The organism is Arcicella aquatica, assembly GCF_034928825.1.
In the GTDB taxonomy this organism is placed as follows: Bacteria; Bacteroidota; Bacteroidia; order Cytophagales; family Spirosomataceae; genus Arcicella; species Arcicella aquatica.
Window position 1 is genome coordinate 457,654 of record NZ_JAYFUL010000001.1, and the last position, 13,419, is coordinate 471,072.

Below are 13,419 nucleotides of genomic sequence, written 5' to 3' on the forward strand. Positions count from 1 at the left end.
ATGAAAAGTGTATTTAACCAAACAGAAACCGCCGAGCTTCTAGCACGCATCGACAAATTAAGTCCCGATTCCACAGCACTATGGGGTAAAATGAATGTTGGGCAAATGTTGGCTCATTGCAATGTTACCTACGAACTTATATATGAAGACAAATACCCAAAGCCGAATTTTTTCATGAAGACTATTTTGAAATTAATGGTTAAAAACACCGTTGTTAGCGAAAAACCATACAAGAAAAATAGTCCTACTGCACCAATATTTATCATCAAAGAATCAAAAGATTTTGAAGCAGAAAAAACTCGTTTGAAAGACCATATCAATAAAACATTGTCCTTAGGCGAAAACTATTTCAATGGCAAAGAATCACACTCCTTCGGAGTATTAACCATACAAGAATGGAATAATATGTTTTATAAACACCTAGACCATCACCTTAGTCAGTTTGGAGTTTAGAAGAGTTGTGAGTTGTGAATTTTGAGTGATGAGTCGCCAGCTATCGGTCGTCGGCTTTCAGCTTATGCCCTTAGGTGTCATGTAGCGGCAACCCTTGCGGTTGCCGACGTTCCGACAAAAGAAACGGTAACCGCAAGGGTTACCGCTACAATTACTTAAAATTCCTATTTTTGAGATGTTATCACTAATAATTTGCCAATTTACTTTTCCAAATTATTCCGTTTTTGCTTTCATATTTATCAATAAATCCCTTTTCAAACAAATCCGCTAACGTTCCATTAGTCTCTTCCATAGAAGTACTACTTAAAAACGAAAACTCTTTACTCGTCATCGTCGAGAAATTGGTAAACAAGAATATCGGGTCGGTATCAAACGTTCTTTTCTGTGCATGAGGCACCAATTGATGGATGATACCTTCTAAATATTCATATTCTTGATAATCTTTACTGATGATTTGTTCATTTTCAAGATTTCTAAAGATAAGCGTTGGCAATACACCCACCTGCATATTCTGGGCTAAAATTAAATCTTCTTTAAAAGCTTCCTGTGCTTTATTTTCATAATCATACACAAAACGTGCAGAATCTAATCCCACATCAAAGGCTGCCTTTTCCAGATAAGCCATATCAACAATGTTTTTCTTTTCAAGAAACAACATTTCTTTGATACGTCTCAAAAATAATAAAGCCAAATCTGCATCTTGCATCTGGGCAGCTTTGAAAGCAATAGAAGGTGGATAAGAAGATGGCAATGGGTCTTCAATCCAAATATCTCCATCAAGCGGGATACCATGAATCATACATACTTCTTCCCAATGTGGCGCTACATCCGAAGGTTTAGTAATAGACCCACGTTCGTATTCATCCCATGATGGCAGTAAACCTCCCATACGGTAGTCAATCTGAATATAGGCTCCGTACTCTAACTTCAACTTTCTGAGTAATGGTTGCACTACCCAACAAGTAGAACAAATAGGGTCGGTGAAATATTGAATATCTATTAGTTTTTGAGTATGGGCATCTCTGTCTTCCTTTTTTGTAATCAACGGCACTACCATTTTATCGCCATCTACGTCGAGAGGATTCAAAAACAGCTCTTTTAGCTCTCTACCTAAATAGATATGTTTCTTAATATCATCCTTGCGTTCGTCATAATACGCCTGAAAAGCTTCTTCAATATTATTTAATGACAACAACTTTTCAGTCAGTTTTTTAGCATCTAAGATAGCATTGGTTGTTCCTGCACTGGTAAAAGGCAAAGCCAAGTGGGCAGCATCTCCAATCAATACTATATTATTAGCATGGAATTTAGGAAGTAAACCAAAATCACGGGTATTCCAGATATAACTCGTGCTGAAATCATTCGTAGATAATAATTCCGTCACGACTGGTGGAAAATCAGCCAATTGGTAATTACAAAATGCTTTGAGTTCATCGGGCGTACAACCTTGATTACAATCTGCCTCAGCTACGCTATATTGCATAAACCAAACAAAGTCTTTTTCTGAGACAGGAATCATCCCAAAGCTTAGCCCACGGTTACAGCTCTGGTATTTTGTAAATATATTTTGGTGCGAAGTCCCCAGTTTTTCATTTGTACAAATCCCTACCACTTCCTTCACTTCCACGGCTGTATAACTGACAGCCCCTAAGATTGCTTCACGTACTTCTGAGTTTCCGCCGTCTGCTCCTACAAAAACATCGCCATATTCTATTTCGCCATTGGTGAAATAAGCAGCCACGGCTTTGCCGTTTTCGTAAATAAAATGAGAGAATATTCTTCCTGTTTTTAGTTGTTCTTTCGGAAACAAATCGTACAAAAACTGTATCAAGTCTTTGCGTTTAATACAACGCCAAAGATTCAGTTTTTGCTTTTTTACTTGTCTTCCATCTTGCTTATTTAAACTAAAAGCCCCGATTTCTTCTCCGGGTAGATTGATTTCAGTATTGGCATTTAATTCATTTAAAATCGACCATCCATCTATGTGCATTAAAAATGCATGTCCACGTGTAGTCATTTGCTTAAACTTCTCGTTTACAACAACATTTATATTATTTTTTCTGAGTAAGAGTCCCAGTGTTAGGCCTGCAACTCCTCCGCCAATAATTACTACTTTCATAATGCGTTTAATACTATTTTAGTTTGTGTGAGTGCTTGAGTAAGGATTTCATTTGATGTAGCAAAGCTCAAACGAATGTATCCATCTGCACCTGCACCGAACCATTCTTTTAGTCCAGGAACAACGGCTACTTTGGCTTCATTCAAGAGTAACTCGTGAATTTCTTTACTGGTTTTGCCTGTTCCCGTAATATTAGCAAAAGCTACATAACACCCTTCGGGAGCAATACAGCTTACACCTTTCATGCTGTTGAGTTCTGTTACACAAAGTTGTTTCATGTGGTGTAGATGTTCAACAAAGGCTTTCAACCAATAGTCGCATTCATTCAAGGCGGTAGTAGCTGCTATTTGTCCAATTACATTGGCTCCATGTACGGTAGATTGGTGTAATGACACTTTGATAAGTTTATCAAAATGTGCCTGATTGGAGGCCATCACCGAGCCTATCCGTAAACCAGCTAAACCGTATGATTTACTATAACCAGTAACGGTTACAGTTCGTTCCCGAATAGCTTCATCAAGGGATGCTATGCTTGTGTAGGTATGTGGATTGTAAATAATATCACTCCAAATTTCATCTGACAAAATAATCAAATTGTGTTTGCAAGCAATATTCCCTAGTTGCAGTAGTTCTTCTCTAGTAAACACTTTCCCCGTTGGGTTCAGCGGATTACACAAACAAATTAAGCGTGTTTTGGGTGTAATTAATTTTTCAAGCTCTTCAAAATCAACCTTTTCTGTACCCGCAGGAATGGCAAAAGAAATTGCCTTTCCTCCTACTGTTTCTACAGAATATCTGAAAAGGAAATCGACAGGGTCAAATATAATGGCTTCATCATTGGGCGATAGAAAAGCCTGACATATCACAAAAATACCAAAAGCGGCACTATCCACTGGAAAAATATAGGCTGGCTTAGCAGGTATATTCCTTTTATCCTGAAAAAAAGTAGCTACGCTTTCTTTAAAATCTGGCAGACCATCAGGCGGGCCATAACATAAATAACGGTCTTTTACAAAACGCGTAATAGCCTCCGCAATTTCTGGAGCACTCGGAAAATCTGGGTCAGCTGCTGTAAGGGGAATAACGCCTTGTGGCACAGTTGCCCATCTTAAATTGTATGCACGTTGTTTTAAAATCTCTAAATTAACAGCGGTACTATCAAACATTGAATGTTGGGTTGGCGGTTTATTCTAGTCTTGCTGAATTATATCAAAGAACCCCAAATATAGTTTTGGAGCCTGTAAATATTGTTTGGATGCTAAATATGTTGAATAAATGTAGAATTTACAATATTATGCCCACTTTTCTTTCAATAATTACCATTTGTTCATAAGCTGTATTTTGTAGTACTATTTGTTTTGCATCTGGCTTAACAATTTTTTAAAGGTTTGTTAATAAAGCCCATTTCATTGGTTGAGTATTATTTATAAGACAAGATATATCATTTTGGACGATTTTATGAATAAATATAAATGAAGAATTGGTCGAAATTATGATATGGAAACGTTGTCGGGAACGATTGCGTAAAAATTTAAGCTAAAACATTGGATATTGTAATTGCTTAATCATACTTTTGAAAATAATTTTTTTAATAATAATTATTACTTTTCTTATGTACAGACCCCTCAAAGCTTCAAGTGATACAGAATTACTCGGTCTTTTGCTGGAAGACAATGAAGCTGCTTTTGAGGAAATTTACAGAAGATACTTCCAAAAGCTATATGCATTAGCTAAACGTAGGCTTTATGACACCCAACAAACCGAGGATATTATCCATGATTTGTTTTTGAACCTTTGGCTCAATCGTCAGAAAATTCAGATTGACTCCCTTCCCAACTACCTTATGCGTAGTGTAAAGTACAGGATTTTAGATGCCCTTGATCACCATACTGTCAAACAAAATTTTCTGGATTATCAATTACACATCGACCAGAGTTCTAACATCACCGAAGAGAATATTCTTTATGCAGATGCCATGCGTTTGTATCAAGAAAACCTTGTGGTATTACCTGAAAGATGCCGTGAGGTATTCTTATTGAGCAGAGCAGGCGTATCTCAGAAAGAAATTGCTATTCAATTGGGTATTTCAGAAAATACCGTAGAAAACCATATTGCCAAAGCTTTACGCTTATTGAAGTCTCGGATGGCTGAATTTATCAGCCCAAATATGCTATTCCCCTTCTTTTTCTTCTTTTTTTAAAATTATTTTAACAAAAAATCATATTCAAGTAGTGGAACTATTTCTCTTGACCGACATCTAGGTTAAGGAGTAAATAGTATTTTATTAATAAAAAATAAAAATAAACATGAACCAAGGTGAATTCAAGGATGATGATGAAATCATCAATTCGCTCCGACAAAAATATACTCCTGATGAAATCAAAAAACTGCTGGATTGGTACAACGCCTTCGATGATAAGCAAGACATCGTTAAAGCGCCTGAACTTGAAGATAGGATTTGGGATACATTACAAAACGAGATAAACGAATCTCAAGCAACACTACAAACGCCTGTTCCTTTATTCAAACGTAAAGCTTTTGTTTGGTCTGTTGTGGCTATTGCAGCTAGCTTGTTGATGGTATGGGGTTGGTTATGGTTACCCCAAGAAGACTCGGATATGCAATCAATGGTTGGTTTCAGGGATGTTCCCCAACAAGAACTTGCCCTTTGGCAATCGTTTACCAATACTACTAAAGCCATTCATGAATTACCGCTTCCTGACGGTAGTAAGGTGTGGTTGAATCCAGCTACGACGATTCTGTACAAGATTGTAAAAAATGCTGCTACCAGAGAAGTCTATTTAGAAGGCGAGGCTTTTTTCGATGTAAAACCGAATAAAGAACAACCTTTCTATGTAAAAAACAAAGGACTGAATGTGGTAGTACTAGGAACAAGTTTTAATGTGATAGCTTCTTCTAAAGATGCAAAATATGAGGTTTCGGTAGTGACGGGCAAAGTAAAAGTAAAATATCAAGACCCCGAAAATAGCGAGCGTTTCAACCAAGTAATCATTACGCCACAACAACAGGTAGTGATTCAGAAAGAAGAAAACACGTTAGAAACCCATGATTTGACCCTTGAGAAAAGCAAACATCGACAACTCTGGGAACCTGTCAGTATCAGTTTTGATGAAGTAATATTAGATAAGGTTTTAGCAAGATTAGAACAAGAATATGGAATGACCATCCGTACACCAAACATGGACATTCGGAAATGTGAATTGTTTGCCAATTTCAACAACCAACGTTTGCCTATTATCATGGATATTATCTGTAGCTCTATCAATGCAACTTATCAGATAGAAGGCAATGAAATTACGATTATCGGTGAAGGCTGTTTGTAATCCTAAACAAACGTTTTTCATCAAGTAGTGTACTCAGAAAAGTAAAAACAATCAATACAAATTAGTAAAAAAAAGGGCTTGAAGTGTTACTAGCACCCAAGCCCAAGAATTACCCCAATCATTTCCTAGGTGATTAAAGAGTAACGTAGATTTCAAACACAAAATCGTACAAAGCAAATTTATGGAAAAACATTTTATTAAGACAACATTTTTCAAAATCATGAGGATGACTGTCATTCAGTTGGCCATTGCTATAGCTTTCATGGTGGCATCTTATGCCAAAGAAGCCAACGCGCAGGAAGTTTTAGCCAAAACCGTGACTGTTTCTATAAAAAACAGCACAATAAAAGGTGTTCTCAAGGAACTTGAGAAGGAATCTGGCGTGTCTTTTGTTTTTAGTTCTAAAAACAGCTTCGCACAAGCCACCAATCTTACTTTGACGGCTAATAATGAAAGCCTAAAAAACATATTGAGCCGTTTTTTACCACCGCTCAATATTGGTTATAAAGTTGTACACAACGCCATTATATTAACGCCTATGACTGAGGAGAAGGTAGTGCTACCCTCCACCATCGAGTTACCCATGCCCACGGCGACTATATCCGCCGACGCTACTGTTAAAGGTAAAGTGGTGGATTCAGAGACAGGCGAAACACTTCCTGGCGTAACGGTAAAAGTAAAAGGTACTACTGCGGGTACAACCACGGATGCTTCAGGGAAATACAGTATTTCTGTGGCAAAAGGTGCAGTCTTGGTGTTTTCATTCATTGGTATGAAAACGCAGGAGGTAAGCGTAGATGGTCGCTCAGAAGTAAATGTTTCGCTTGCACCAGACAACAGTATGTTGGCCGAAGTAGCTGTCGTAAGTGATGGTTATGGTTTGGTGAAGAAAACAGACAATACGGGGTCAGTAGCGAGTATGTCGGCAAGAGATTTAAAGAATATTCCTATCACAAGTGCTGCACAAGCCATGACTGGCCGTATGGCTGGGGTAAGTGTAGTGACTACCGATGGTTCGCCCGATGCTGATGTTGTTATTCGTGTGCGTGGGGGTGGGTCTATCACACAAGATAATTCGCCTTTGTATGTAGTGGATGGTTTTATTGTAAGTAGTATCAAAGATGTGCCACCATCTGATATTGAAAGTATCAACGTATTAAAAGATGCTGCCGCCACCGCTATTTATGGTGCTCAGGCTTCAAATGGTGTAGTGGTTATTACTACTAAAAAGCCTCGTCCAGGCCGCACTACGGTATCATACAATGGTTTTATGCAGTTTAAAACTTTGCCTTCTGACAGAGCCTACAAAGTGCTTTCGCCTTATGAATACGTTTTGGTAAACTATGAAAGAGCCAAACTGAAGACTACTACTGATGTTGCCAACATGGAGAAGTTTTTTGGAAAATATGGCGACTACGATTTGTATCAAAACCAAAAAGGTACAAACTGGCAAGACGAACTTTTTGGTGCGCCACGTACTACACAGTCGCATAACGTAAGCATCAGCGGGGGTAACGAAAACACTACGATGAGTTTGAGCTTAACAAACAATACTGACCAAGGTCTTTTGACGGGCTCGGGCTATACTCGTAACGTTATCAACTTTAAAATCAACCAAACTATTTCTAAAAAATTAAAGTTTGATGCCTCTACCCGTGTTACAAATACGGTTGTCGATGGTGCTGGTACTTCAGGTTCGGCTCAGTTAAATATCAAAGATGCTGTTCAGACAAGACCAACAAACGGTATTGCTGACCAATTGGATATTGATTTAAGTACGGCAGGTACTGACGACGACTTTGCGTCTTTCCTTTTAGCACTTGTTAACCCTAAAAAATTAGTATCGCAAGATTGGCGTAAAAAAACTACACAAGACTATGTTTTTAACGCAGGTTTGAGCTGGGCAATTCTTAAAGACCTTAATTTAAAATCAACCATTACTGGTTCTAAACAATTTGATAAATCTTTACGATACTATGGTCCATTAACAGGCGAGTCTTTCAACAATGGTAGTAGCTTACCTATCGGAGAAAAAACGGTGAATGAAAACGATTCTTTCCGTTGGTTAAATACATTAAGCTACCAAATGCCAAGTTTGGGTGCGCATAAACTTGACTTTTTATTAGGTCATGAGGTTTATGCTACAAGCGGAAATCAAAGTTTTATTCGTACAGAAGATTTTAGAGCATCTATTACGCCAGAAGAACTATTTGCGAATATGTCATTCGGTCGTACAGATCGCCAATCTACTACTGAAAATACTGATATCAATCGTGTTTCTGGATTTGGTCGTATCAACTACCAATTCAAAGACCGTTATTTGGCAGCCATTACTTTTAGAGCAGATGCTTCAAGTAAATTCAGTGCTGAAAATCGTGTAGGTTTATTCCCTGCGTTGGCATTAGGCTGGAAACTGTCGGAAACTAAATTGTTCAAACAAATAAAAGGATTAGACGAGTTGAAAATCCGTGCAAGTTATGGTGCAACAGGTAACGACCGTATCGATGCTACCGCTACAAAATTATTGTTTGAGGCTACTACGCTCCGTGGACCTGGTTTTGGTAATGTTGATAACGTTTATTATACGCCAACTGGAACTACGTTGTACAACCCTAATCTAGTTTGGGAAACCACAATCAACAAAAACTTAGGGCTTGACTTCGCTTTCTTCAAACAACGCATTGTGGGTAGTTTGGATTTATACCAAAATACTACTAGAGATTTATTACTTCAATCAGCGATTCCGTCAAGTTCTGGTTTTACCAAACAATGGAACAATGTGGGTAGTACATCAAACAAAGGTATCGAACTATCACTTACTGGATATATCATCGACAAAGCTGATGTTTCTTTCTCTGCCAATTTCAACTTTGGTATAAACAGAGCAAAAGTAGAAGCATTGGATGGTACTACTGAACGTTTCTTCCAATCAAACTGGGCAAGTACTGATTTAAGAGAACAAGATGACTTTTATGTAAAAGTAGGTGGAACATTGGGTGATATCTATGGTTACGTATCTGATGGCTTTTATACAACTAATGACTTTTCAAGTTATGACCCTGCAACAAAAAAATATATCCTAAAAGAAGGTGTGACCAACTCTACATCAACTACTGGTAATACCGCTATCAGACCAGGCTTTATGAAACTTAAAGACCTTAACGGTGATGGCGTCATTAATAGCTTAGACCGTAAGGTAATTGGTAATACGCTTCCAAAAGCTCAGGGTGGTTTTGGTTTCAATGGTCGCTATAAAGGCCTTGATGCTTCAATATTCTTCAACTGGTCGTATGGAAATAGTGTGTACAACACAGGAAAAATTCAGTACAATCAATTCCGTCGTGTTACTTACGGTAACCTAACGACCGACATGAGCATCGATAATCGTTTTACTTACCTTGACGTTGACGGAAAATATACAGGAACGCCGGGTGAAATCGTAACTGATTTAAATCAATTGGCAGAATTAAATGCTAATAAAACGATATGGTCTCCTTTAGGTTTTGGAGATGCACAAGCTGTAATGAGCGACTGGGCAGTAGAAGATGGTTCTTTCATCCGTTTGAACAACTTGAACATTGGATATTCTTTACCTAAAAAATGGATTGCAAAACTTGGTATGTCGCAATTAAGAGTTTATGCTACGGGTAACAACCTTTATTTATGGACGAAATACTCTGGCTATGACCCTGAGGTAAGTACGACAAGAAGTACCTATTCGGGCTTAACACCGGGCGTAGATTATTCATCTTTCCCTAGAAGCCGTTCTTATACTTTCGGAGTAAATATTACTTTTTAATTAATTGTAACACTTATTCTAATAGTGGTAATCAACATCAATCACTGAACGTTTTTACGAACAGTTAATGTAAATAATTATGAAAAAGAAATTAGTAATTCTCGCGGTATTGTCTATGTTTATGACATCCTGCAAAGACTTTTTAGAACCAGATTCTCTATCAACTTTCGATACAAACTATATTTATTCAAACGTAGATGATGCCCGCAAGGGAGTAAATGCCATCTATGAGTCGTTCGGACAAGATGCTTTTCGTTCAAGACTTTCGAACAATATGACGGGCAATACCGACATCGAACACCAAAGTGGTTGGTCGAGCACGGCAGACCGTTACCAAATTTGGGATTTAACTGCTGTGGCAACCAATAGTGACTTGCGTATTATGTGGAATGCGGCCTATACCGCTATCAGAAACTGTAATGTTGCTATCGAAGGTATCGAAGCAAGCTCGGCATTAAATTCTACTGATATTGCTACTTCTAAAAAAATGTATAACATGCTTGGTGAAGCGTATACTATCCGTGCTTACTGGTATAGTATGTTAACATTTTATTTTGGCGATGTGCCAAACGTGCGTCAGGCACCTAAAGCTGGTAATGATTTCTTTTTACCGAAAGAAGACCGCAACGTAATTTTAGGACAGGTTATTAAAGATTTGATTGATATTGAAGGAAAGATGTCGTGGGCTGACCAAACTAGCTACGGAATTGAGCAAATTAACCGTGAATATACCTTAGGCATGATTGCTCGTTTAGCCTTACAAAGAGGAGGTTATTACCTTACTCCTGCATTGGCAATGGAACGTAAGTCAGATTACTTAGACTATTATAAAATTGCAAAAGAGTATTCTGAAAAATTAATTACGCTAAAAGACCGCCCATTACCTACCGATTACAGACAAGTATTTTTGAATGAATCTAAGTTTGTAACACCAACCAACAGTGATATTTTATTTGAAGTACCCTTTGCGAATGGCAATGGCGATGTGGGCTGGAACATCGGTATTACGGTAGATGGTGGTACAACGGCTGCACATAGTTATGGGTCAGGTAGTAATTATATGGCTATTCCTCCTACCTATTATTTCTCTTTTGATACCCTTGATATTCGTCGTGATGTAACTTGTGCCTTATACAAAATCAATACAAGTGGGCAAGCTATTTTTGTAAACAATTCGATGAACATTGCTCAAGGGAAATGGAGTCGTTGGTTCTTGGATAAAGCTCCGGGTGCTTCTACGGCTAAAGGTACGGGTATCAACTGGCCAATGTTACGTTATTCAGATGTATTATTGATGTTGGCTGAGGCAGAAAATGAAATCAATGGACCGACTTCTATTGCACAAGAAGCGTTAAAAAGAGTACGCCAAAGAGCTTTTGATTCGAAATATTGGCCAGAAAAAGTGACTAGCTATATAACGAACATTTCGGGAAGTAAACAAGCATTCTTTAATGCAATTGTAAATGAAAGAGCTTGGGAATTTGGTGGTGAAATGATTCGTAAATATGAATTGATTCGCTGGAATTTATATGCAAAAAAAACACAAGAGACTGTAAACGCTACTAAAGAAATGGCTGATGCAGCACTGACAGGTACAGGAAAATATGCTGAATTGCCAGACTATATGTACTGGAAAAGAGATGCAAGTGGCAATTTCAAAGTATTGAACCCAAGCCGTAAATATGTTGGCATTCCAGATGCGTCTTGGACAAGAGTATCCTTTTTGGCTAGCTTAAAACCAACAGCTACTACTTATCAAGATTGGATTACGAAAGATTGGGATAAGTATTATAATGGACCAGTACCAGGTATAGCACGATACATTTTCCCTATTCCGGCAGAAGCTATTACCAACAGCCAAGGAAAATTGCTGAACGATGGATACCAGTTTTAAGAGAATGGTGAATGTATAAGTTGTGAATTAGTGAACAATTCATTGAATATATTTTAAATGTTAAAATCGTTTATGCATAATTCACTAACACACAACTCATCACTAAAAAAAATAAACAAAGAAATACTCATGAATAAAACACATATAAAACAAAGTTTAGCAGTAGTATTAGTGAGCTTAGGGGCTTTCTTTGCTTGCAAAACTGAAGATGAAATTACCGCCGAAACTCGTCTTTTCAGACCTGTTTTGAACAAAGAACTTTCTGCTAAAAATAATACCATTATCGTAAATATGGGTAATATTAAAGCAGCTACAGGCTATACAGTAGAAGTAAGTAGAGATACTTTCAAAACGACTGATTACTCTTTTAAAGTTGATACTAACTATGTAGTGGTTGACCAAACTTTATTAAAAGGCGAATCTCTCTATTGGAATACTACTTATCAAGTTCGTGCAAAAGCCCACGCTCTTAAAGCAGAATTTGATAGTAAGGTTTCGGATTTAGGTAGTGTAAGGACAGAAAAATTCCCAAGTATCATGGTGACGCCTACTGCTGCCGATGTGATTGATGTAGCCGCTAGAGTAAGATGGGCGACAGGTGGTGTAGCCATTACCAAAGTAAAGGTTTTTGCTAAAACAGATTTGAAACTAGCTACGCCATTGGCTCAATACGATGTATCTGAAGCAGACCAAAAGGCTGGAAGTACTATTATTAAAAAATTGAATCCGCTTACTACTTATCAATTGGCTATTTATAGTGCTGATGGAACGGTAAAAGGTTGGGATAACTATACAACTATCAGTCGTGCAGTAGATACTAGTAGCCCTAACGTAATAGACTTATCAGAAAGCGATGACCCAAATGCACTGAATGCGGCTTTATTGACTGTGGTTGAAGGTGGAACTATTGTCTTGAAAAAGGGGGCTACTTATGTAATGCCTACTAACAATTTTCTTAAATCAGTTACCATAACAAGTGCTTATGGTTTTGGCGAGCAAAAAACAATCATTACTACTTCAGGTGGTGGGAATATCGGTGCTGGCGTAACGTTAGACTATATCCGTTTTAGTAATATCGAATTTATTGGTGCTGATATTGGTGGTAGTTATATTTTCAACCCTAACATTGCTACATTGACTACCGTGAAAGAACTTTCGTTTGATAATTGTATTATCTCTAATATGCGTGGGGTATTGCGTATCAGAGCAAAAGCTTTCGTAAACAATTTTATTATCAAAAACTCTATCGTTTATCAGATTGGTACTTATGGGGTATTGACAACTGATACAGACGGAGCTGGAAATGCGGCGGTTGATAACATTATTTTACAAAGCAGTACATTTAGCAAAATCAACATTTTCTTGACATCTCGTCAAAATTCAAATTCTGTTGTTATTGAAGACTGTACTTTGAGTGAAATTGCGACAAATGGCGGTTCTTTATTCAACTGGCGTGGTACTTCGGTTGGTTTACGTAATGTGACAAATGGCATTAAAATAGCTAACTGTATTTGGGGACACGCTTGGGACCAAGCAGGTACGTCAGTCTTGACAGTCCGTGGAAAATCTGCTGGTTTAGATGTTACTAACTTTACGGTATTGAATACTTATACTACAGGTGACTTTGGTTTTGTAGCAGGTACTGAAATCTCGGGTTTACCATCGTTTACTTATACAAAAAAGGCATCAGAACTTTGGGTTAGCCCTTATTCTGGTTTAAATTTCAACTTCAAAGATGCTACCTTCGCTGGTCGTAAAGACACTGGCGACCCTCGTTGGAGAGTAAAATAACCTGATTGATTAGTAGTTT

General features: G+C 37.8%; 9 protein-coding genes. 7 read left to right on the top strand and 2 right to left on the bottom strand.

The window, feature by feature from the left end; translation table 11 throughout:
- Together VB264_RS01985 and VB264_RS01990 are read left to right on the top strand one after the other, a co-directional pair.
- Positions 1-453, top strand: coding sequence for a DUF1569 domain-containing protein (locus VB264_RS01985; protein ID WP_323246308.1), 453 nt, complete (start codon positions 1-3; stop codon positions 451-453).
- Between the two features lie 21 nt (positions 454-474).
- Positions 475-612: a hypothetical protein gene (locus VB264_RS01990; protein WP_323246309.1), complete on the top strand. Its 138-nt coding sequence runs from the start codon at positions 475-477 to the stop codon at positions 610-612.
- Between the two features lie 25 nt (positions 613-637).
- Here VB264_RS01990 and VB264_RS01995 read toward each other — a convergent pair whose 3' ends face one another.
- Positions 638-2,572, bottom strand: a complete 1,935-nt coding sequence (locus VB264_RS01995; protein WP_323246311.1) for a DsbA family protein — start codon at positions 2,570-2,572, stop codon at positions 638-640.
- Positions 2,569-3,738: a pyridoxal phosphate-dependent aminotransferase gene (locus VB264_RS02000; RefSeq protein ID WP_323246312.1), complete on the bottom strand. Its 1,170-nt coding sequence runs from the start codon at positions 3,736-3,738 to the stop codon at positions 2,569-2,571. The genes VB264_RS01995 and VB264_RS02000 overlap by 4 nt, the downstream gene beginning before the upstream one ends.
- A 446-nt stretch (positions 3,739-4,184) precedes the next feature.
- Between VB264_RS02000 and VB264_RS02005 the strand changes: the two genes are divergently transcribed.
- From VB264_RS02005 to VB264_RS02025, 5 genes are all read left to right on the top strand, one after another.
- A complete protein-coding gene (locus VB264_RS02005) occupies positions 4,185-4,772 on the top strand; it encodes an RNA polymerase sigma-70 factor (protein ID WP_323246313.1) in 588 nt (195 codons plus the stop codon).
- Between the two features lie 106 nt (positions 4,773-4,878).
- Positions 4,879-5,916, top strand: a complete 1,038-nt coding sequence (locus VB264_RS02010) for a FecR family protein (protein ID WP_323246314.1) — start codon at positions 4,879-4,881, stop codon at positions 5,914-5,916.
- Between the two features lie 181 nt (positions 5,917-6,097).
- The gene (locus VB264_RS02015; RefSeq protein ID WP_323246315.1) at positions 6,098-9,715 is read left to right on the top strand and encodes a SusC/RagA family TonB-linked outer membrane protein; all 3,618 of its coding nucleotides are present in this window, start codon (positions 6,098-6,100) and stop codon (positions 9,713-9,715) included.
- Positions 9,716-9,794: 79 nt separating this feature from the next.
- A complete protein-coding gene (locus tag VB264_RS02020) occupies positions 9,795-11,609 on the top strand; it encodes a RagB/SusD family nutrient uptake outer membrane protein (RefSeq protein WP_323246316.1) in 1,815 nt (604 codons plus the stop codon).
- A 129-nt stretch (positions 11,610-11,738) separates the two neighbouring features.
- Positions 11,739-13,400 carry a DUF4957 domain-containing protein gene (locus VB264_RS02025; RefSeq protein WP_323246318.1) on the top strand — a complete coding sequence of 554 codons (1,662 nt, stop codon included), beginning with the start codon at positions 11,739-11,741 and terminating at the stop codon, positions 13,398-13,400.
- The last annotated feature ends 19 nt before the right edge of the window (positions 13,401-13,419 follow it).